Source organism: Lactobacillus gasseri ATCC 33323 = JCM 1131 (genome assembly GCF_000014425.1).
Lineage (GTDB): Bacteria > Bacillota > Bacilli > Lactobacillales > Lactobacillaceae > Lactobacillus > Lactobacillus gasseri.
This window is the reverse complement of record NC_008530.1, coordinates 1,864,204-1,887,073: the sequence shown is the minus strand read 5'-3', so window position 1 is coordinate 1,887,073 and position 22,870 is coordinate 1,864,204. Positions and strand designations below refer to the sequence as shown.

At 35.0% G+C, this 22,870-nt stretch carries 18 protein-coding genes and 1 pseudogene; 7 read left to right on the top strand and 12 right to left on the bottom strand.

The features are described 5' to 3' along the window. The first annotated feature begins 103 nt into the window (after positions 1-103). Both gndA and LGAS_RS09305 read left to right on the top strand, forming a co-directional pair. Positions 104-1,492: an NADP-dependent phosphogluconate dehydrogenase gene (gene gndA, locus LGAS_RS09310; protein ID WP_011679020.1), complete on the top strand. Its 1,389-nt coding sequence runs from the start codon at positions 104-106 to the stop codon at positions 1,490-1,492. A 90-nt stretch (positions 1,493-1,582) separates the two neighbouring features. Next, complete coding sequence (locus LGAS_RS09305; protein ID WP_025012185.1) at positions 1,583-3,136, top strand: ClC family H(+)/Cl(-) exchange transporter; 1,554 nt, start codon at positions 1,583-1,585, stop codon at positions 3,134-3,136. 61 nt (positions 3,137-3,197) lie between these two features. Here the strand turns inward: LGAS_RS09305 and LGAS_RS09605 are convergent. Both LGAS_RS09605 and LGAS_RS09300 read right to left on the bottom strand, forming a co-directional pair. Beyond that, positions 3,198-3,275: pseudogene (locus tag LGAS_RS09605) on the bottom strand (isochorismatase); the annotation flags it as partial. An 87-nt stretch (positions 3,276-3,362) separates the two neighbouring features. Next, complete coding sequence (locus LGAS_RS09300) at positions 3,363-4,622, bottom strand: MFS transporter (protein ID WP_011679018.1); 1,260 nt, start codon at positions 4,620-4,622, stop codon at positions 3,363-3,365. Positions 4,623-4,717: 95 nt separating this feature from the next. Here LGAS_RS09300 and LGAS_RS09295 point away from each other — a divergent pair, with 95 nt between their 5' ends. Continuing rightward, complete coding sequence (locus LGAS_RS09295; protein WP_021314942.1) at positions 4,718-5,566, top strand: helix-turn-helix domain-containing protein; 849 nt, start codon at positions 4,718-4,720, stop codon at positions 5,564-5,566. Positions 5,567-5,949: 383 nt separating this feature from the next. On the opposite strand, the gene LGAS_RS09290 is transcribed toward LGAS_RS09295, so the two are convergent. Beyond that, positions 5,950-6,507, bottom strand: coding sequence for a hypothetical protein (locus LGAS_RS09290; RefSeq protein ID WP_003650542.1), 558 nt, complete (start codon positions 6,505-6,507; stop codon positions 5,950-5,952). A 143-nt stretch (positions 6,508-6,650) separates the two neighbouring features. On the opposite strand from LGAS_RS09290, the gene LGAS_RS09285 reads away from it, so the two are divergent. Next, positions 6,651-7,301 carry a Crp/Fnr family transcriptional regulator gene (locus LGAS_RS09285; protein ID WP_003648147.1) on the top strand — a complete coding sequence of 217 codons (651 nt, stop codon included), beginning with the start codon at positions 6,651-6,653 and terminating at the stop codon, positions 7,299-7,301. 70 nt (positions 7,302-7,371) lie between these two features. Here the strand turns inward: LGAS_RS09285 and LGAS_RS09280 are convergent, their stop codons facing one another. From LGAS_RS09280 to LGAS_RS09270, 3 genes are all read right to left on the bottom strand, one after another. Next, positions 7,372-9,234 (bottom strand): endonuclease MutS2, encoded by a 1,863-nt coding sequence (locus LGAS_RS09280; protein ID WP_011679016.1) that lies wholly within the window; start codon positions 9,232-9,234, stop codon positions 7,372-7,374. Between the two features lie 212 nt (positions 9,235-9,446). Continuing rightward, positions 9,447-9,845 (bottom strand): iron-sulfur cluster biosynthesis family protein, encoded by a 399-nt coding sequence (locus LGAS_RS09275; RefSeq protein WP_003648148.1) that lies wholly within the window; start codon positions 9,843-9,845, stop codon positions 9,447-9,449. 53 nt (positions 9,846-9,898) lie between these two features. Continuing rightward, complete coding sequence (locus tag LGAS_RS09270) at positions 9,899-11,242, bottom strand: MFS transporter (RefSeq protein ID WP_003648149.1); 1,344 nt, start codon at positions 11,240-11,242, stop codon at positions 9,899-9,901. A 237-nt stretch (positions 11,243-11,479) separates the two neighbouring features. Here LGAS_RS09270 and LGAS_RS09265 point away from each other — a divergent pair, with 237 nt between their 5' ends. Further along, on the top strand, positions 11,480-11,920 hold the full coding sequence (locus LGAS_RS09265) for a GNAT family N-acetyltransferase (protein WP_003648150.1): 441 nt from the start codon (positions 11,480-11,482) through the stop codon (positions 11,918-11,920). A gap of 65 nt (positions 11,921-11,985) precedes the next feature. Here LGAS_RS09265 and LGAS_RS09260 read toward each other — a convergent pair whose 3' ends face one another. Both LGAS_RS09260 and LGAS_RS09255 read right to left on the bottom strand, forming a co-directional pair. Then, positions 11,986-13,254, bottom strand: a complete 1,269-nt coding sequence (locus LGAS_RS09260; protein ID WP_003653252.1) for a methionine gamma-lyase family protein — start codon at positions 13,252-13,254, stop codon at positions 11,986-11,988. A gap of 3 nt (positions 13,255-13,257) precedes the next feature. Beyond that, positions 13,258-15,357 (bottom strand): putative ornithine decarboxylase, encoded by a 2,100-nt coding sequence (locus LGAS_RS09255; RefSeq protein ID WP_011679015.1) that lies wholly within the window; start codon positions 15,355-15,357, stop codon positions 13,258-13,260. Between the two features lie 243 nt (positions 15,358-15,600). Here LGAS_RS09255 and LGAS_RS09250 point away from each other — a divergent pair, with 243 nt between their 5' ends. After that, entirely contained in the window at positions 15,601-17,079 is a 1,479-nt protein-coding gene (locus LGAS_RS09250; protein WP_003648151.1) for an APC family permease, read from the top strand. Between the two features lie 208 nt (positions 17,080-17,287). On the opposite strand, the gene LGAS_RS09245 is transcribed toward LGAS_RS09250, so the two are convergent. After that, positions 17,288-19,234, bottom strand: a complete 1,947-nt coding sequence (locus LGAS_RS09245) for a M13 family metallopeptidase (protein WP_003650559.1) — start codon at positions 19,232-19,234, stop codon at positions 17,288-17,290. Positions 19,235-19,332: 98 nt separating this feature from the next. Here LGAS_RS09245 and LGAS_RS09240 point away from each other — a divergent pair, with 98 nt between their 5' ends. Continuing rightward, on the top strand, positions 19,333-20,199 hold the full coding sequence (locus LGAS_RS09240; protein ID WP_003650561.1) for a helix-turn-helix domain-containing protein: 867 nt from the start codon (positions 19,333-19,335) through the stop codon (positions 20,197-20,199). A gap of 53 nt (positions 20,200-20,252) precedes the next feature. On the opposite strand, the gene LGAS_RS09235 is transcribed toward LGAS_RS09240, so the two are convergent. From LGAS_RS09235 to LGAS_RS09225, 3 genes are read right to left on the bottom strand one after another with little or no spacing between them, the layout of a single operon-like run. Next, positions 20,253-22,187 (bottom strand): copper-translocating P-type ATPase, encoded by a 1,935-nt coding sequence (locus tag LGAS_RS09235; protein ID WP_003653230.1) that lies wholly within the window; start codon positions 22,185-22,187, stop codon positions 20,253-20,255. Then, positions 22,187-22,474, bottom strand: a complete 288-nt coding sequence (locus tag LGAS_RS09230) for a cupredoxin domain-containing protein (protein ID WP_003648154.1) — start codon at positions 22,472-22,474, stop codon at positions 22,187-22,189. Before LGAS_RS09230 ends, LGAS_RS09235 begins: the two co-directional genes overlap by 1 nt. A gap of 17 nt (positions 22,475-22,491) precedes the next feature. Further along, positions 22,492-22,869, bottom strand: coding sequence for a cupredoxin domain-containing protein (locus LGAS_RS09225; RefSeq protein ID WP_003648155.1), 378 nt, complete (start codon positions 22,867-22,869; stop codon positions 22,492-22,494). Position 22,870 lies beyond the last annotated feature (1 nt).

Genomic DNA, 22,870 nt, shown 5'->3' with positions numbered 1-22,870 from the left:
CTCTTTATTTTTTTGATAAAAAGTAAGCAAAATTGTGCGAAATTTGCAATAAAAAAGTATACTAGTAGATGAAGAATTTTATTAAATATGTGGAGGCAAAAATATGCAACAATTTGGGGTTATTGGCTTGTCCGTTATGGGTAAAAACCTTGCCTTAAACGTTAAAAATCATGGATACTCTGTCTCTGGATTTTCGATTGATAAACCAGAGGTCGATGCTTTAGCAAAATATGAAGATAAAGATTTAAAGCCGACTTATACTTGGGAAGAATTTGTTAATTCACTAGAAAAGCCACGTAAAATCTTAGTTCAAATTATGGCTGGAAAACCAGTTGATGAAACTTTACAAAAATTATTGCCTCTTTTAGATAAGGGCGATATTGTGATTGATGGTGGTAATTCTAATTTTTATGATACTAATCGTCGTTATGAAGAAATGGAAAAACATGGTATTCACTTTATCGGAATGGGTGTATCTGGTGGTGAAGAAGGTGCCTTAAATGGCCCAGCTTTAATGCCAGGTGGCGATGAAAAGGCTTATGAAGAAGTATCACCAATTCTTGAAGCTATGGCTGCTAAGACGCCAACTGGTCAACCATGTGTTGGCTACATTGGGCCAGCAGGAAGTGGACACTATGTAAAGATGGTTCACAACGGTATTGAATATGGTATTATGCAGATTATTTCTGAAGTATACGATGTTTTACGTACCGTAGGCCATTACTCAAATGATGAAATGAGTGAAATTTTCAAAAATTGGGATAAGGGTGCTCTACAAGCTTATTTAATTGAAATTACTGCTAAAGTTTTAAAGCAGAAAGATAATTTAACTGATGACCACATTATTGATCATATTTTAAACGAAGCTTCTTACAAGGGAACTGGTAACTGGATGCTGGAAGATGCAATTCGTCTTGGCGCTCCAATTACTGTGATTGCAGAAGCTGTTCTTGCACGCTTTATGTCGAAAGCAACTTTGAGAGATGATCCTGAACCAAAGATTGATCCAGAAAAGGCTCCAAAAGATTTAGTTGATCAACTTGCTAAAGCTTTATATTTAGCAATGGCCGTTTCATATGGACAAGGATTTGAGCAATTAACAATGGCTGCAAAGGCTTATAATTGGCGTTTACACTACTCAACTATTGCTCAAAATTGGGAAGCCGGCTGCATTATTCGTTCACAAATGCTTCATGATATTAAGTTTGCTTACAATGCTGATAAAGACTTACCAAACTTGTTCAAGGCTCCATTTTTCGATAAGGTAAAGAAAGAAAATATTAGTGCTTTAAGAGAAGTTGTTAAAATTGCTGCTGATGCTGGCGTACCAACACCAACTCTTAGTGCAGCTTTAAACTACTTAGAATCAATCTTTAACCCACGTTTACCTCAAAATATTATTCAAGGGCAACGTGATTACTTTGGTGCTCACACTTACCAAAGAAACGATCGTCCAGGTACTTTCCATACTGAATGGTATGAAGAAAAATAATAATGTTTCACATGAAACTAAAAAGCCACTACGAAAGTAGTGGCTTTTTGCGGTAAAATAATATTTATATCAATCAGAAAGCGGGAAAGTATGAGATACGGGGAAAAAAGCAATCTCAAATTAATGCTGCAAGCATTATGCGTGGGATTAATTGCTGGAGTTGTAGTGGGATTTTTTAGATATGGAATTGGTAAAACCGAAGCTTTTTGGCTCGATTTATTTAAGAAGTCGCACCAAAATCCATTATGGTTTATTGTAATCGTAGCAGGACTGGCATTAACTGGCATAATTGCAGGATATTTTGTTAAACAATATCCGCACGTTGGTGGGTCTGGTATTCCGGAAGTTAAATTACAAATGCAAGGAAAATTAACTTTGCAATGGTGGCCGATTTTGTGGCGAAAGTTAATCGGCGGCATTATGGTTATTGGAACAGGCTTGTTTTTAGGACCAGAAGGACCATCGCTTCAATTAGGTTCCACAATTGGTCAAGGAGTCGGCCAAGGCTTTAAGCAAACTAAAACAAATTCACGAGTTTTGCTAGCAACAGGTGCTGCCAGTGGTTTATCAGCTGCTTTTGGTGCCCCTTTAAGTGGTGCGTTGTTTGTTTTAGAGGAAATTTTTCATAATTTTTCGCCACGTGTGTGGATGAATGCCTTGGTGGGTGCGATTGCCTCGAACTTTGTTGTATCTAACTTATTTGGTCAAAAACCAGCTTTAGCTTTAGCTTACAATCATTCCTTCCCAATGCCACTTTATTGGCATTTAGTGTTATTAGGACTTATTTTGGGGCTTTTAGGACACTTATATAAATTGGGCTTGTTTAATTTAAAAAAGTTTTATGCAAAAATCACTTTTATTCCGCGCTGGCTACACGGATTAATCCCACTAGTGATCTTAATGCCGATTATGTATTATTTGCCACTAATTACTGGACCAGGTAATCATTTGATTTTGTCTTTGCCTAAGTCAATTGCTTATAGCAGTTGGAATTTAGTAGGGATGCTGGCGATTTTTTATGTAATTAGAATTGCATTTTCAATTGTTTCTTATGATTCGGGTCTGCCGAGCGGCATCTTTTTACCAATTTTAACAATGGGTGCTTTAATTGGCGCAACTTACGGTCTATTTATGGTGCAGCTGGGATTATTGCCACAAAAATTAGTTATTAATTTAATTATTTTTGCCATGGCTGGTTATTTTGCAGCAATTATTCGAGCACCATTTACAGCGATTATTTTAATTACTGAAATGGTCGGATCGCTGTTACATTTAATGCCGTTAGCTGTTGTAGCATTTATTGCTTTGTTAGTTGACCAATTACTTGGCGGCCGTCCAATTTATGATAGCTTAGCGGCTGCTATGGAGCCAAAATCTGGTGAAAAGGGATTGTGCGGCGAAGAAGATCAAATTTCAATCCCAGTCTATGAAAGCAGTAAATTAGTCGATGAAAAGATAGAAGATGTTAAATGGCCGGATGATACCTTAATTAAAGTTATTCATCGCGGCAGTCAAGATATTATTCCTCACGGAGACACTGTGATTGCAGCTGGCGATTTATTAGTGCTAGCTGTTGATCAAAATCGACGCGGACAAGTCTATGATGCAATTAAAAAATTGCAAGGTGTCGAATTAGATGGATAGCTTAAATATACAAAATAGCCCTCTAGCTCAAATTTAAGCTAGAGGGCTTATTTTTTTGTAATTAAAGTATAGTCGCACCTAGGCAAGTTTTAAAATGATTCAAGGCCCATTTATGTCCATTTTCATCAAAACTTGCAACACCGCAACAAATTATGAAAAATCATGCAAAGTGACTGTTCTAATCTCTTGAACTGTTGAGACATAAAAGGCGGTATAGATAAATATTTCACTCCTTTACAGAAGATATGATTGAGGCTACTTTTACTTTATGACTTACTTTAAGTTCTACCAAAAAAGTAATTACTTCTAAAGCTACAAGCAAAATAAGGGCATATCTTATATTGGTTGCACCTGAAACAGTTGTTAAAATAGTAGTCATCAAGGGAGCAGACGCAATCAAAATAGTGTTTAATAGACCGACAGTAGAAGCTAAAATCTTATGCTCGACGGACGTTACTAGCCATTGTGTCAATTTGATTGAAGTTGCGCTGGCTGTTAATGCTAATAAAAAATACAATCCTAAAACAAGATAGATACTAGTTGCAAAAATCGCAAAAGTGGTCATTAAAGCGATTAAAGTGGCTAGAATTGTCATAGAAAAAATTGTGAATTTCTTAAACAACTGCGTACCAAACATACTTCCCAAAGCAGCTCCGCAAGCTACTACTACACCCATCAAAGCAATCGTAAAACTATATCTTGAAATTACCATTGCTGTTTTATGAGCCGCTATCATAATTGGAATTAATGATCCCATTGAACTTAGCGATCCATTCAAAACTGCAACAATCAGGACAACCTCTAAAAGGCCAGTCTGCTTTTTAACTTGCTTGAAAGACGCCTTCATTGTTACCAAAAAAGATTGAGTATTAATTTCATGGCTTTTAAGCGACGCAATAGATTTTTGTCTCAGTCCCACACTCGCAAACAAAATTCCAGCAAGTAAAAATGAAACAGCATTCAAAAACGCAAGGGATGAGTATGACATAATTAGCAGCAATGCTGAACCTATAAACTGTGCTGCTATATTAATAACTTCATTAACCCCATTAGTAAAGCCCTCTGCTTCTCCGAAATGATCTTTTCCTACTAGATCAACGACTAATGGTGAAACTAATCCGCTGGAATAAGCTCCAAATGTATCTGAAATCAAATTAATTGTTACAACAATAATTACTAAACTCCATTGATTGACATTACTGATAAATAGCAGTCCAACGATGCCATATAAAACACAACGAATAATGGCGCTTAAAAATATATTTTTAAATTTATGTTGCGTTTTATCTGCAAAGTAACCGCCAAAAATTGTAAATAATTTAGGTAAAGACTCTGAAATGGCAATTAATGAAAGTGCTAAAGAATAGTTTTTTAATTTACTTGCATAAGTCATAAATGCCAAGTAGAAAAGAATATCACCTGCGCTAGAAAGAAAACTAGCAATTGAAAATCTACGATAATTTTTATTAGTTAAAAATATATTCATTCATATTCACCTCGTTTAATTAGGTTGAGCTTAGCAAATTAGCGATATATATAGTAAAATAAGTCATATATGACTCATTGCAAAGAGGGATAAATATGATGATTGGCAGTCTTTTGAAAGAATATCGTTTAAAACAAAACAAGAGCCAAAGAAAATTTATTGGTTCAATTGTTACGCAGTCTTATTATTCAAAAGTAGAAAAGAATATAAGTCAAGTTACAGCGGACAATTTAATAGGCTTGCTTCAATATAACAATATTTCTGTACAGGAATTTTTTAATAGCTTTAGTCAAAAAAGCGATAATTCATACCGCCAAACAAAAGAATTAGAAAATATGATGATTGAAGCTTATTACACTAATAATATAGAGCAGATGCATAATATTAAGAAAATTATTCACGAAAGTACTTTAAGCGAATATGATAAAAACTATCAAACATTAATGACTAATGGATTTTTAGCATTAATGAATCCAAAACTAAATAGTGAAAAGCTAACATCGACTATTAAAAATAAAATTTTTGACATTCCATCTTATACTCAAGATAAGCTAATGCTTTACTGCGACTTTATGCGATTTTATAGTTTATCAGATAATGAAATAATTACGCGAAACATTTTAAAACAGTATCAATCCACCAATGACTCTAATATCCAAGAACTTATTTTAGCCATAGTATGCAATATTCTTATTTTTTCTATTGAAAATGATAAATTTGAAAACGTCTCTTACTTTCTTAATAAGATTCAAAATATAAAAACTACGCCACAATTGCTTTTTTATAAAATAGATATTGAGTTTTTCAAAAATATAATTGAAATTAAAAATAGTAATGATGCGAAAAAAATAAATAAGTGCAAGAATTTTATTAAAACCCTACAAGATGCAGGCATGAAAGAATACAGCAATGAACTCAGAAAATTCATTAAAGATAATTTTTGAGTCAAATATGACTAATTACAATTTAATTACTGTAGCTAAATATAATTAGTAGCATAAAGATTAAACAAAAGGGGGACCAAATCATGAAACCAGAAGATGTAGTAATTATTGTTATCAAGGGTTAATTAACTTTAATATACAACCAAAAAACGGGTCATTTTTACTAATGACCCGTTTTTATATGCTTATTAAACAGATGGTGACGATACATTAGGATCGTGCAAACTTGCATCTGTTTGATAGTATTATTAGTATCAGATCACAACTACGTACTTGAATGTATCGACAAAATTAATACTTTCTCAATGAAACACATAAAAATAAAAAGCTATTATTAGTAACAGCTTTTTAGAATAAATATTCAATTAATTTAAATTATCTAATTAGTCTTCTTTTTCAATCTTGCCTGCGGCAATTGGCAAGGTAGTGTGAGTATCATAATCCATTACACAGCCCTTAACAGTGTCCGGCAATTTAATGCTCTCAGGAACTCCGTGGACATAAACTACGCGTTTATCTAATTGAAGATCGGTGCTGCCGAAAGCTTTTTTGAAGTTTTCTTGTAATTCGGTCAAAGGCACATCAATTTCATATTCGTAATAACCATTGCTGTCAGCGACAGGGTAAGTATTGTTAGGAATATTCATTTTGGCAGGATCCGCATCAAGTGGCACCATCGTAGTTCCTGATACTGGTTCAGTTTCAGGTAAATCGACAAAGCCGTCGTGGTTGACATCTTGAGTCATAGTTGCAGCCTGAGCGACTTTACCATCAGGAAAGCCGTGGAAATGTTCCCAGTGTTCGATATTCTTTGGTGTATCAAACATTTCTACTTTAATGTGAAGTTGATCGCCATTTTCGATAAATTCGGCTGTCCCATGGGGCTGACAACCAATTTTTTCTGCATTTAATGGGTTAATGTGAGCGATATATTTTGCCATAATAAAGATCCTTTCTTTTAAGTAACACTTCAGCTCTATCATAAATCGAAAAGCTTAAAAATTCATTTATCAGTGCTTACAAGTTAATTATAAAAAGATAGGATATAATAAAATTGATTTATATCAAGAAAGAAGTATGAAAAATGACAAAACATTCGCCACTTGCTTGTTTGAGTAATGCCACTTTATTTAAGGATTTACCAGAATCACTTAGAAAAAAGCTAGTTACCATTTCGACGCATCAAGAATATTTTCCTAAAGGCAGTTTGATTCGCCAACCCTTTGATGGAAAAGACGGGATGCTTGTCATGGATAAGGGAAAGGCTAAAGTTTATAGTCTTAATGAAGATGGTAAAGAGACGATTTTAGGCTTGCTGAATAAGGGCGATTCTGAAGGCCAAGAACATTTATTTTCGACTAGCGCTCGTGAGAATTTTATTCAGGCAACTACTGATGCTTGGGTATGCTCAATGACACGGAATGATTTTCAAAAATTAGTTCGTCAAACGCCGGATCTAGCCTTAAGTCTACTCAATGATTTTGGTCAAAAATTAGTCACTGCGGAAAAAAATACAGTGCGTCGCAATTCAATGGATGCTAAGCAAAGAATTATGGCGTATTTGAATGATTTGTCAAAAAAACAAGGTACAAATAAAGTAAAGCTAGATCTTAAGAAAAAAGACCTAGCTGGTTATTTGGGCATTACGCCAGAAACTTTAAGTCGTAAGTTAAAAGAATTGGCTAAGGAAAATAAAATTCAAGTCGATAAAAAAATTATCACAATTGCAAAGTAAAAGGAGCCGGTAAATAAAACCCAGAAATTCTTGTCCGAATTTCTGGGTTTATATCATTATCTAAGTTTGTCTATTTTTTTAATTTTTTCCAGGCTTTTTTAGAGCCACGATTTAAATCTCTGTTTAATTTATATTCTTTCCAATCTTGTATGAATAATAGATCAAGATTGTAACCTTCTGGATAAAGATCTTTTGCCTTTCTAACTAGCTTAGCTCCCTTAACTGGTATTGTCTTAAAAGTTTTATTAACAAAGATAATGATTTGATTTGCAAGATCCGAGTTTTGATAGAATAAAACATCTTGTTCGTACTCCGGAACTTTAAGACGATCACCTTTTTTAAAAGAAACTGTCGATTTGATTTTTTTCTGATTATTTGCAAATTTAATTTTGCTTTGATTTAAAGGAAATTTACCAGTATTTAAGAAATTATTGGCTTGCGTTAAAACCTCTTGAGGCATCCCATTCTTTTCAGCTATCCATAGAGCACGGCTGGTTCCTATTTGATTTAACAGTAACTTATATGTTGGCTCAAGTGTCTTTAGATCAAAGTCCATAGCTGCAGTGATAAAAGCGGAATGCTTAGTAGAATAGTCTTTTATTGCACTATAGTGAGTGGTTGCTAAGATTAAACTGCCTTTTAGCTGTAATGCTTGCAGCAGAGCAATAGCAAGGGCAGCACCTTCGTTTGGATCTGTACCGCTGCCTAATTCATCTAATAAAATTAGACTATATTTTGTTGCATGCTGGACAATGTAAGACATTTGTTTCATTTCAGCAGAGAATGTAGACAGAGAGTTATCCAGGTCCTGATGATCGCCAATTGAAGTATATATAGCAGTCATTACTGGAATTGAGCAAATCCCTGAACTTGGTAAGAATAGTCCAAATTCTGCCATTGCAATGGCCAAACCAGCTGTTTTTAGAGTGACAGTCTTTCCGCCTGCATTAGGGCCTGTGATTATTAAACCTCGCTTAGTAGAATCTAAATTAAGTGAAAGAGGAACCGGATTAGATAAAAGAGGGTGTCTCATTTCGTTTAATTGGAGTTGATTTTGTTCATTTAACAATGGTCGTTTGCCATTAATATTTTGAGAGTATTTTGCTCGAGCTAAGATACAATCTAGGTCAATAATAATATTAAGATTTGCCTCTAGCTGAGATAATTCCTGGTAAATTTTTGCTGATAAATCACCTAAAATTTGAGCTTCAATTAAATAAATCTGATTTTCAACAGTTGCTTTTTCTTGGGTAAGATGCACGATTTTAGTGGGTTCTATAAAAACTGTATTTCCATTATTAGAATGATCAATAATACTCCCACCAAAAGTATGTTTAAAACTTGCTTTAATCGGGAGGGTATAATGATTGTCTTTTTGAATTATCTGATAATCTTGCATCATAGTTTGATATTTTTTACTTTGCAAATATTTTTGCAGCGTATCTTGAATATTCGTGCTTAATTTATTGCTTCTTTGTCTTAACTTAGCGAGATCTTTGTCTGCATTATCAGAAACTTGTCCGCGTTCGATAGCATTATAAATTTCGCTTTCTAGTGCGTCTAGAATAGTTAAAGTATCGCAATAACTTGCAATAATTGGAGTATTATTTCTTTGCTTGTTAAAAAAGCGTACTAATAGACGCGTAACTCTAACGAAGTCTGCTACTTGTTCTAATTCTGCTGGATTTAAGATAAAACCTTTTTTGACCTTATTTAAAATTGGGGTCAAGGCATCTGAACTAATAAAGGGTATGTGTAATCCATGATTTAAAATCCAGACCATTTCTGCAGTCTCATCAAGTAAAGCAGTTGCTTTAACTAATTTAGTGGCAAGTGGCTGAACTAGAATTTTGTCTTTTGCTTCGGGTGAAACAGCATAGTGAGAGACAAGTTTACGTATACGTGAAAATTCGATTTCGTCAGTATTATTCAATTTTGTTTTTTCTCCTTAAGAAAATTGATTTTAATTTTTTTCTCAAGGGAAAGTAAATTAGTCCCTTGAGACTAAAATACAATTAGCATCATATGGCAATATGTCCTTTTCTAAATTATTGATTTTAATGATATAACATTTTTACGAAAAAAGCATTATAAATTAAGGTAAATAAAAACTCTCAAATTTATATTTGAGAGTAGAACTATTAATTAACAATTTTTTTGATTTATAATACCTTTTTTAGCTTGCTCGGCAAGAAAGCTTGCCTTAGCAATCTTAACAGCACCAGTTAAGATGCCAGAATCGTTACGAAGGCGCAAGGTAGTATCGTGGATATCTAGAACTAAGTTATCACCTAAAAAAGCTAAATCATAATCGGAGGTATAAATTTCAAAGTCAGCATTATTTTCTATTTTTACTGAATAGCGTGAATCATGTTTCATTGTATCTAGTGAAATTAGAGAGTAATCCATGCCAATATTGCAGGACCCACCTTCAATTGAATAATCACCGCCACCACCATCAACAATCAAAATTATTTCATGTTTATCATAACCACGATTTCTTAGAAAGTTAATTGCGTCTTGGCTAATTGTCATTTTTACCATAGTAATCCCTCCTGACTCTTTCTATTTTTATTTTAGAAAAAAGTAGAATAGAATCAATTATTTTGCTTAAATTTTGGTGAGGTTTCAGGTGCCCAAATTAGGCAGATGATAAAGGCAGCCAAAATAACAATTGCGCAGATTAGCATTGATAAGCTTGCACCGCCTTGATTAGTCAAAATTGGCAGTAAAAAGGTACCTGCTGCGGCACCAAATCTGCTGATAGTAATACAAGTTCCAACGCCGGTTCCACGAACCTTAATATCGAATAGTTCAGTTGGATATGGGTAATCAAGTACTAGACCAGAAGATAAAATAATCGCGAAGATACAAAAGATAGTGAGTTGGATATTTGAATTAAGGTTTTTGGTAATAGCCAAAAATCCAATTAGAATACCTGAAAGCAAAAAATTACTGATAAGGAATGCGCGTCGACTAATTCTATTGAAAAGTAGGATTCCAAGAATAACCCCAATGAGCATACCGCCATTATAGATAATACCTGAAATTTTTTGATCAGTAAGTTGCATACTCTGCAAGAGAATTGGAAGGAAAATACTAATACCAAAGAAAGCAAAAGCTTGACAAGCGTAAAAGAGTCCACCGACTAGAGTGCGACGTAAATATTTCCCGGAAAATAATATTGTCCAGGAAACCTCTTTGACTGGTTTAGCCTTTTTAAGTCTCTTGGGAATTCCCCATTTACGCCCCATATGCTTTTTGATAACTTTATTAGCTGTTTTGACTTTACCGTGGCTTGCAAGCCAGCTTGGTGAAGCAGGTAGGGGAAAAATAGATCTGAAAATAGCGGCAATAAATGCTGGAATAGCTCCCGTAGCTAAAATGATTTGCCAAGTATGTGAGCCAAAGCCATTAATAAAAGTACCTGTTAGATATGAGGCAATAAATCCAATTGTCCAATAGATAAGCAAGTGGCTTTGCTTTTTGCTGTCTTCTCCTTTAGGAAGCCACTCAGTTAAAAGTGCATTTCCAACAGTATAATCGACGGCAATCATTAATCCAATTAATACTCTGATGATGAAAAGAGTGGGTAGATTATTAGTCAGTAATTGCATTAGAGATAAAATACCTAAAATATACATATTGAGCATTAATAACTTTCGTCTACCAATCTTATCTGATAAGCGACCAATTAGAATACTTCCAGCTAGTCCTATTAAAGATCCAGCTCCAATTAATCCAGTCCAGAGATCATTAATTGTAATATATTTACTAGCATTAGAAAGAGCTGTACCAGAAATGCCTAAAGCAAAACCACAAGCGATTTGACCTAATACGACGGCCATAAATACTCGTAAGTGAATAGGCATGAGAGGTGCCTTTTTATAATTCTTTTTTTCTTTGATATTCTTTGTATTATTCTGCCTTTCTTTTCGCATAACATGAGTTAAATCATCTAGATTAACTCGAAAAAATCCTCCTTAAAAATTTAAAGTATATATTCCACCCTAACAAAGATTTTTAATTGATGCAAAGATAAATTAATTTTTGCTTAGATATTGACACAAATTTAAGCATACGTTAATATTATTAAAAATTTAGAAAGCTGGTAAGGAAATGAGATTACGTACAGAAGCTAGCCAATTTAGTCGTTAATCAGGAGTTTATTTCTCCTGATGTTTCAAATAGAAATTAGGTTAGTTATGTCAGAAGAAGTAATTATCAGAAAATATAAAAATACAGACTATGTTCAATTATGTGAAGTACATGATGAAGCGAGGATGCAGGAATTAATTGTTGGAAACGCTGTTGAACTGTATGCTCCGCTTGAAGAGGCAATATATAAAGAAGAACTATTTTCAGAAACGATCTATGTAGCTGAAGTTAATAGTCATGTAGTAGGATTTATTGCTTTTAGGAAGAATGAACTAGGCTATATTTACGTGTTAAAAGAATATCAAGGAAAGGGTATAGGAGGAAAACTATTAGATACAGCCATTCCTTACTTAAAACGTCCAGCATTTTTAGAAGTTTTTCCTACAAATATCAGAGCAAAAGGACTATACAGTAGTCGCGGATTTGTAGAAGAAACGAAAGAAAAAATGATTTTGAAATAAGTTTATCAGGAAAATAAAAACGGTCAGTGAAAAATCACTGGCCGTTTTAGATATGTTGATTAATATTAATCTTTTTTGTAGAAAGTCTCTTCCACTGCATGAGTGATTGCGATCTTATCATGAGCGTAAGACAAACCACCTTGAATATATAGACGGTAAGGTGCACGAAGAGGGCCATCTGAAGATAATTCAATTGTAGAACCTTCAGTAAAGCTACCTGAAGCCATAACAACATCATCTTCATAACCATCTTGGTGGTATGGAATAGGATCAACAAATGAGTTCATTGGTGAGTAATGTTGAATTGCAGCACAGAATTTAACCATTGGATCAGGTTCTCCAAAGGTTACTGTTTGAACAATATCAGTTCTTGGATCATTCCACTTAGGCGCAACTTTCATCCCCATTTCTTCGCAAAGAGCGGCAGTATAAATCATACCTTTTAAAGCTTCACCAGTAGTGTGGGGTGCCATAAAGAAGCCTTGGTACATGTCTCTTAGATAGCCCCAAGTAGCGCCTTCTCCTTTACCAGCACCTGGAACATTAAGACGAGAACCTGCTCCTTCAATTAGGTCTTTTTTACCAACTAAGAAAGCACCTGCTTTAACAATACCAGCACCAGCATTCTTAAATAGAGATCCTGCCATCATATCGGCACCGTAGAAAGTTGGCTCTTCGGTTTCAGAAAATTCACCATAGCAATTATCAACGAAGATCTTTACATCTGGACGAACTTCTTTGATGAACTTAAGCATTTTCTTGATTTTTTCCATGGTGAAACTTGCACGTACAGCATAACCAAGAGAACGTTGGATCGTTACGACTTTAATCTTTGGATCTTGTAAGTCTTTTCTGGCTTGATCATAGTCTACTTCGCCATTGTCAAGTAAGTCAGTATGCTTAAAGTCAATGCCCCACTCTTTCATGTTTCCTGGTTTGTTGCCTGCTAAACCAATAACTTCTTGAATTGTGTCATATGGCATACCAGTTAAGTAGTAAAGAGTATCACCAGGGCGAAGCATACTGAAAAGACCAACAGCAATCGCATGTGTTGCTGAAGAAAATTGTGGACGGACTAAAGCGTCGTTTGTTTTAAAGTAGTCGGCATACATTGCTTCAAGCTTGTCACGACCAACATCATCATAACCATAGCCAGTTGAAGGAACTAGATCTTCTTCTCCTACGCGGTGTTTTCTAAATAGGTCTAAAACGCGTTGCTGATTATAAAAAACTTGTTCGTCAATTTCTTCTAAACGAGGTTCAATTATTTTGTCGACTTTATCGACTTTTTCTTTTAATTCTGTTGGTAAGTTTTCTTTCCAAGATAAAACCATTAGTTAATTCTCCTTTAATACTTCTGCTTGTACTCTTATTTTACCATCTGCTTTTTGATCCCAGTAAACGCCCTGAATTTCAGGTACAAAGCCAGGGAAGCGCTCGATTGCTCCTACTAAAACTTCAAAGTACTTTTGATCAATATCGCTCCATTTTTCCCCTGGGGCAACGATAAAGACACCTGGTGGATAGGGAAGTGCACCTTCGGCCGCAATTCTTCCTTTAACATCATCTAGGTTAACTAGCTCACTTTCATTTTTCATAAAGAGATAGTCAGCATGTTCTGGTGTCATTGGGTAATTTTGCATATTTGGTTTAGCAAATAGCTCTTGCTGCAAAGTGAAAGTTTTATTTCCCCGGTAATAATTATGCATTTCTTGGCAAAGCTGCTTTAAAGTATAACCCTTGTAGCGATCGCCATATACTTTAGTCAGTTTAGGTAATACTTTTTCTAATGGTGCATCTTCGTTATAGTATTGTTCAAACTCTAAAAATGCATTCAGTAGTGTATCTAATTCAGCTTTGGTATCGCCAGGTGTAAGCAGGAAGAGGAGGGAGTACAAATCATCTTTTGCACGAATAATTCTCTTTTCCATTAGAAACTCTGCCACTACTGGACCAGGGATTCCTATGTCTTCATATTTTGCGCTTTTAACATCAATGCCAGGAGTGACTACTGTAATTTTTAGTGGATCAATCATTGCTTGACCAGTCGCAATTTTACTAAAGCCATGCCAAAGATTGTTAGGTTCTAAGTCCCAGTATTTTTCATTTGTTGCTAAGTCGTCAGTACTAATATTTTCAAAATTATCAATTACGAGTGGTCTAAATAATTTTGACTTTCTAATCAGTTCCTTACGCCATTCAATTCCTAGTCGTAATATTTTATCCCACCATTTTTTATTGCCTTCGCCACTTGTTAAGTATGAGTTAACTGTTAAGGAAGCATAAAGAGGATATGAATAGCTTGAAGTGACAAATTTAAGATAAGCATGATTAAAGTGCTTATGATCAACATAGCGTTTTTGGCCTTTGATGTGAGCATCTTTTTTTAGAATTTGGGAAGCTTGTCCCATCCCCGCTTGTTGCTTATGGAGTGATTGGGTTACTAAGATACCTGGGTCTTCTGGGCCCAAATCTAAATTAAGGGGAGATAAATGATTCATAATTGGTACGAATTGTTCAAATCCGCCCCAAGCACAGTCAAATAGAATATAGTCGCAAAGCTTACCAATCTTATCGATCATCCATTTAGCGTCATAGAAAAGGCCGTCATAAGTTTCTGACTGAATAATAGCTAATCTAAATGGCCGCTTAGCTTTCGCTTTTTTAGGGTCAACTTTAGCAACTTCTGCTCTAATTTTTTCTTCACTTAAAAAATTAGGATCCATTTCTCCAATTAAACCAAGTGCATTTCGATCAGTTGGAATGTACACTGGTTTAGCTCCACTCATAACTAAGGCGCTGTTATAAAGTGATTTATGATTGTTACGATCAAAGAGAACTAGATCATCTTTCGTCAGTAAGGCACTAGCACAAATTGAGTTAGCACTAGTAGTTCCATTAGTACAAAAGTAAACTTTGTCAGCGTGATAAGTTTCAGCAGCCTTTTGTTCAGCAGTTAAAGGTGTCCCTTCGTGCGTCATAGTGTCGCCTAGTTCAGGTACGGTGTCACTAGTATCTGCAAACATCAGGTTCTTACCAAAGAAGCGATTGAAGACAACGCCAGCGGGGTGTTTTTCATAGTAGAGGCCATTGTGGTGACCAGGAGTAGTAAAGCTTACTGGATGATCTTCAGCAAAATTAACTAAATCAGTTAAAAAGCCTGGGACCATTTTTTTGGTGTATTTATTTGCTGCGTTAATTATTTTTCTTTTTTCATTATTAGAAATTGTTTCATGTGAAACTTCAATAATAGGAATTCCAAGGCCAGAAGTTTTTTGTAGATCTTGAGCAGTTTTAAGACTATCTTGGTCGCCCTCTGCTAAAACAATAGCGGCAAGTTCACTAGCTTGAGGTTTATTATTCAAATTAGTAGTTTGCCATGAATTAAAATTATTATTTTTAAGTCCATTGCTTAGTGCAATTTTTAGAAAATTCATTTAATCACCTTGTTTTCCTACTATATTTTCTAAAATAGACTTGCAAAATTTTTATAAATCCTTATAATTTTGTGCGAACGTTTTTGTACGCAATTTTATTTGCAAGAAGACTACGGCATAAATTATAGCGATTTATAGAGGATTTCTACAAGTGATTTTGAATACTTTAATGATAGTTTTGAAGCCTCCAAATTTAAAACGTTGGATTTAGATAAATATTTTAATTTTGGAGGAAATTGAAAATTGGATAAACCAGATGTCTTAAATGATTTAGAACCGAATAAAAAGCACTATATGAGTTGGCCTGTTATTGCGCTGATTGACTTTGTAACGATTATTAGTTTTGAAAATATCTTCTATCCATTTCAAAACCAAGGACTTTCAGTTGTAATTTCTTGGATCTTTCTTTTATTTACTTACGTTATTCCTTACGCATTGATTAGTAGTCAGATGAGTTTGACTTTTGATAATCAAGACGGTGGACTTGCTTCTTGGGTCAGAAGAAGTACAAACGATACCTTAGGATACTGGACCTCTTGGATGTATTGGGTGCAGAGTGTGCCATATATCGTTGATGTATCAAACTCAGTTATTGTTTCATTTAGCTGGATGATTTTTGGCAACAACAGCTTAGACAAGAAGATGTCGACCTTTTGGTTCGGAATCTTAACTTTTGTGATCATTTTGATCTTTATTTTATTAGAAAACAAACTTCGTAATTCACTAGAAATTCTTTCTTTAATTGGTGGGGGAGCAATGTTCATTATGTCAATGCTCTTTGTATTGCTTGCTGCATGGTCAGTAATGCATGGACACCATATTGCAACTCAACCATTTAACTGGGGAGCATTTAAGCCTTCATTCAGTTTGAATTACTTCTCAACTACTGGTCTTTTGATCTTTGCAATGTCTGGTGCTGAACTTGCTGCACCTTACGTACAACAAATGAAGAATCCTAAGAGAGATTTTCCAAAAGCAATGTGGATGCTTGCTATTATGACTGGTTTCTTAACGATTTTTGGAACCTTGGCTTTAGCAATGTTCTTTAACGCTCACCATATTCCACATGACTTCAAGATGAATGGACCTTACTACGCTTTCCAATTACTTGGTGAAAGCTTAGGTGTAGGTAAGGTGTTAATGTACATCTTTGCGGTTGTGCAAGCAATCTTCATGATGGCTCAACTTGCAGTGTTACTTGATGCATCAAGTCGTGTATTTGCAGGGGATGTTGGTTCTAAGTTCATGCCTAAATGGCTTACTAAGAAAAACAAGAATGGACGTCCAATTCACTCGTACACATTTACTGTTGGACTTAGCTTGTTCTTATTACTCTTAACAGGAACGTTGCCTAACATTAATACCATCTATAACTGGCTATTGAACGTTAACGGAATTATTTCACCATATAAGACTTGTTGGGTATTCTTTGCTTTTGTAGCAATGAGAATGCACCAAGATAAGTACCACTCAGACTATGTCTTTATTAAAAATAAGGCTGGTGCTTTAACTGTTGGTGGTTGGTGCTTACTATTTACCTTTGTCTGTGCTACTTTAGGATTTATCCCTCAAAACGTTGCAGTAGGCACTAAGGCCTTTACTCACCAATTATGGATGAACATTATTACTGTTGTAGTATTGTTTGGATTAGGATTCGTTTTACCATGGCTTAGAAAACGTGAAGCTAAACGTGAACAAGCAATGGGTGAAAAATTAGACTAACTAAAAAAGACTGAATCGAGATTTTGATATCTCTAGATTCAGTCTTTTTTGCGTTTTTAATTTAGTAACCAATCTTTTGTAGCAATAAAATCAATTAGTTTGTTTAAATATTGCGGTCTGTTAATTAACTCAGGTTTCATATTTTTACCTCGTAAAGTAAATTTATCAGACTTCTTGCAAAAACTTACTTTATGATGAAAACTTTTAATTACCAAATATGTACTCGTTTTTCAGGATCAAGCCACATGCCATCGCCAGGCGTAATATCAAAAGCTGTATAAAAGTCATCAATAGATTGGGCAGTAACATTTGTCCTAAGCTCTCGTGGTGCATGTGGGTCATAGGCAATGAGCGTTTTTCTAACTTGGGGCGTCATTTTACCACGCCAGATTTTAGCCCAGCTTTGAAATACTTCTTGCAAATTACCATTTTCTTTTTTGGCAGTTTCTACTGCAGCTGTAAGGCCACCTAAGTCAGCTACATTTTCACCAACAGTTAGATTACCATTTGTTTTAATTCCGCCACAGACAATACCATCAAATAAAGTGATTTCAGATTTGGACAGTTCATTAAACTTAACATAATCCTCGTCACTCCACCAATTACGAATATTGCCGACTTCATCAAATTTAGAACCATTTGGATCGAAAGCATGCGTAATTTCATGACCGATAACAGCTCCAATACCACCTAAGTTTTCACTTAGGGTATTATCTAGACTATAAAAAGGCTTTTGCAAGATTCCTGCAGGGAAAGTAATATCATTATTTGTTGGATTATAACCTGCATTAATCTCATTTGCTGGAAGATCTGCTCCCCAAAGAGTTCGATCAACGGGTTTGTTTAATTGGCTAAAATTATGGACGAGTTGGGTTTGATTAGCAGCGATAATGTTTTCATATAAAGATTTTTCTGATGATACTTGAATTTGATCATATAGGTCGCTAAGTTTATCTGGATAACCAATTTTTAACGTAATTGCATCGAGCTTTTTTAGAGCTTGCTTTTGTGTAGAAGACGTAAGCCAGTCGTTAGTCTGGAGTCTTGCTTTGTAAGTTGCAAGAATTTTTCTTATCATTTGTTCCACGTCTGCTTTGGCTTCTGGTCCAAAGTAAGTTTGACCATAGTAGAGACCAATGACTTCGCCTAGTATATTATTAGCAATCCCATAAGCATGCTGGGCTTGGCTTTGCAATTCTTTTGCTCCATATACTGCATGATCGTAAGCAAAGGCCGCTTCACGAAATTCTTGAGAAAGATAAGTAGCATAATGATTAATGAAGGTAACTACAAGCCAACTCTTCAGTTCCTCAAATTTATCAGGACTTAATAGTTCATTAATGTGCTGCAAGAATTTAGGTTCAGTTATAATTACCTTTTCAGGTGAATTAGGAAGTAGCCCATTAAGCAATTGATCAATATTCATGTTAGTAAAAGCTGCTTTAAAGTCGGAAATTGAGTAAGGATTATAAATACCAGCAATATCGTTTAATTCTTCTTGTGATTTTTTATATTTGGCTAAGAGTTTATCGAATTTAATAGCATTAGCGGCGTATTTTTTACTTTCGTTTTCATTAAAGCCAGCTAGTTTTAAAAGTTGCACTGATTGTTTTTCAAAAATAGTTAGTAATTGATCAGCAGAAGAATCTTTGTAGTTGCCAGCATCAGGTAAGAATGTTTCTGGCGAACTAAAGTAGAGAGCATTCTTAGTTGTATTTTTCATATCAACATCAACGCTAAGATTAAAAGGAAAAGCAAGTGCAGACTTAACTAGATCAACAGTATGTTTATCAAAATCTGAAAAGTTCTTTAGAGAAGTAAGCTTTTGTAAGTCTGTTTGGATAGGTTGAGCGCCGTCCGCATTTCTTTGCTTAAAGTCCAGTGCAAGTTGATAAAGCCGAACAGCTTTATCTAGATTTGCAATCTTAGGAAGTGATTTGTCGTTAGAAGCAAAGTTATCAAAATCTTGTGACAATTGCTTTTTAACCTTGATGTCTAACTCTGTGAAGCCACCAATCATGGGACGGTCAGCTGGAATTTCTGCATGTTCAAGCCAGTTTGAATTAGTAGCTAAGTATAAGTTATCTTGTAATTTAACGTCAGGGTTTGCTACGGCAGAATCACCAAGTCCGCCACGAATTTTAAATCTGTTCATAACTGATTACTCCTTTAAATTTAATGTTGCTTTCATAATATCAAGAAAGTAAAATTATTTCTAGAATAGTCGTATTCGAATTATTTTGAGGTGCCAAAATGACTGTTGGTGAATTGCTTAAAGAATATCGCGTAAAACAAAATAAAAATCAGAAAGAGTTTTCGGCTGGAATTGTTAGTCAGTCTTACTATTCTAAAGTTGAAAAGAATATTCATCGAATTACTGCTGATGATTTGTTATTGCTTCTAACGCATAATGCCATTTCAGTTAAGACTTTTTTTGAAAAACTAGAAATAGATCCACATCAAGAGCAGGTAAATAAAGTTAATGCCATTTTTGAGGAAATAACTAAAGCTAATTATGCAGATAATTCATTAGCTCAAATTAAAAAAATTAAGGCAAAAGCTGTTAAATTAGATGTCGAAGCTGATATGAAGAAAGATATGCTGCTGATAATTGATGGTGTTTTAGAATCAGAAAAAGACGATCCTGAAACTTTTGACATTAATTTAAGAAATCAGCTAAAAGAAAAGATATTCTTAATGCCAGAATATGATACTTATAAATTATCAGTCTATGCGAATTTTGTAGATTTATATGATTTTGATAGTAATCAGCAAATAATTAGACAGATTGTTAAAGCATTAAAAAAGAAAAAAGTCGAAAGGCAAGACGAAATTTTATTTGCGATTATACTGAATGTATTAAAGCAGGGAATTGAAGAGAAAAAATATAATGAAACAAATAAGCTTATCAGTCTAGGCCAGCAAATTAAGGTTATCCCTGAATTTTTTCTTTATCGTGAAATGCTTACTTTTTATGAAGAACTAATTGCTTATCACACTGATAGAAAGGCAAGACATTTAAAGAAGTGTAAATTGATTCTAAAAAGTTTTGAATGGGGTGGGATGTCAGCTTTTGGTAAAGAGATGATAAAATTTTTGGATAAATATAAAGAACAATAGACTAAAAAACGGCCCAGTATCTAAATTGATACTAGGCCGTTTTGGTTATCTAACTATGCTTTAGCTGTATCACCAGCAATTTTTGTTTTATTAAGCATCAATGAACTACCAACTACAGAAACGGATGAAAATGCCATAGCTAAACCAGCTAATTCAGGACTAAGAGTAAATCCTAAGCCAACAAATAATCCTGCTGCAATTGGAATACCAATTGTATTGTAAATTAGAGCCCAGAAGAGGTTCAACTTAATTCTGTTAAATGTCTTCTTAGAAATATCAAGTGCGCGAACAACACCACGTAGGTCATTTTGAACTAAGACGATACCACCAGAGTCAATGGCAATGTCAGTTCCTGATCCCATAGCGATTCCAACATCAGCAGTTGAAAGTGCTGGAGCATCATTAATTCCGTCACCTACAAAAGCAACTTTCTTACCTTGTTCTTGGAGTTCTTGAATGTGCATTGCTTTTTCATTAGGTAAAACTCCAGCAATGACTTGGTCAATACCTACTTGTTTAGCAATAGCTTCAGCGACATTCTTATTGTCTCCTGTAAGCATGATGGTCTTTAAACCACGCTCTCTTAGCTCTTTAATAGCTTCATGTGAACTTGGCTTTGGTACATCTTGAATAGCAACTAAGCCAATAATTTTCCCGTCTAAGCCAACATAGACTACCGTTTTAGCTTCATTTTGTAAGGCAGTACCTTTTTGTGACATTTCCTGGGAAATATCAACATCTGCCAGTAAGCGATCACTACCAACAAAAGCAGTTTGACCATTGTAGTTAGCCTTAACGCCTTTACCTTCAATTGCTTCAAAATCATCAACTTTTTCAATTGCTAATTTTTCAGTTTCAGCTTTTTTGACAATTGCTGTAGCAAGAGGGTGCTCCGAGGACTCTTCTAGGCTAGCAGCAATAGTTAGAACTTGCTTTTGATCACCTACAACGTCAGTCACCTCTGGCTTACCGACTGTGATAGTACCAGTTTTATCAAATACAACTGTATCTAAGTCGCTAACTTCTTGTAATACTTCACCGTTTTTGATTAAGACGCCCATTTTGGCGCTGCGAGCAGTTCCGACCATTAATGCGGTTGGTGTGGCTAAACCTAAAGCACATGGGCAGGCAATGACGATAACGCTAACGGCAAATAGCATGGCTTCTACAGCAGTCGCACCTAAAAATGAATACCAGATAATAAAAGTTAAAATAGCGATAATCATTACAGCTGGAACAAAGATATTGGATATCTTATCTGTTAAATTTTGAATTGGAGCGTGACTAGTTTGCGCTTTTTTAACTAAGTCAACAATTTGAGCGAGCATTGTGTCGGAGCCCACCTTAGTGGCTTTGAAAGTAATTGTGCCGTTACTATTAATAGTGGAACCTACAACGGTGTCACCAACTTTTTTGACAACTGGCATACTTTCGCCGGTAACCATTGATTCATCAAGCGTTGTAACACCTTCTAAGATTTCGCCATCAACTGGAATCTTTTCACCTGGCTTAACGCGGATAATGTCGCCAACTTTAACTTGATCAAGTGGAAGTTTAACGAACTTACCATCTCTTTGAACTTCGGCATCTTTTGCTTGCAAGCCCATCAATTTACCTAGAGCGTTTGATGCGTTATCGTGCATCTTTTCTTCCATCGCATCACCAAGTAGGACAAAGACAGTAACAAAGGCTGCACTTTCAAAGTAAACTGGACGGTTGGTAATCATCGCAAAGATACTATAGAAGTAAGCAACTGCTGTACCTGTAGCAACTAGGGTGTTCATATTAGCACTGTGCTTTTTGAAAGCAGCAATTGCACTTTTCCAATAAGGTAGGGCAGAAATCGCCATAATGATCGTAGTCGTAATAAGCGCAATCCAGTTATATCCTGGCATCATCCAATGAAAAGGCATGGCGAACATTTGAATAAGCATTGGAATAGATAGGATGAATGATATCCAAAAACGCTTAATATTTGATAGTTTCATTATTTAACAACGACCTTTCCATGGAACATATCCATTCCGCAGGCAAAATTGTAAGTACCTGGCTTATCAGTTGGGATGTTAACAACTACTTCGTTTTTACCGTCAAGAACCTTGTCAATACCAAGATCTTTGAAGACAATCTCGTTCATACAGCCCATGTTATCAGAAGGAATGAACTTAACTTGTGCGGGTTTACCTGATTTAAAAGTAATTACATCTGGTTTGTAGCCGTGATTTTCTGCATTAACAACAACTTTTTTAGTTTGTTTTTTTGAAAAAATACTCATTTTAGTAGTTCCTTTCTTTATTTAACAATTACTTTTCCATGAAACATGTCCATTCCGCAGGCAAAGTTATAAGTACCAGTTTTGTCAGTTGGAATATTGACAGTAGTGATTTTTTGTTTAGTTAGATCTTTATTAACGCCTAATTGTTCAAAGACAACGTGGGATAAACAGGCAGTAGAATCGCGCATATCAAAATTAACTTGTGCAGGTATCCCTTTCTTTAGAACTACTGTTGAAGGAGAGTATCCACCGTTAACTACAATTGTCGCAGTTTGTTCGTCATTAACAATAGTTCCACTTCCTGTAGCTTCCTTATGTTTGCCAAAGAACCACCAAACAATAAAGCCAATTAAAATTATTCCGATAATTAAGACGATGATTTGACTAGTATTCATT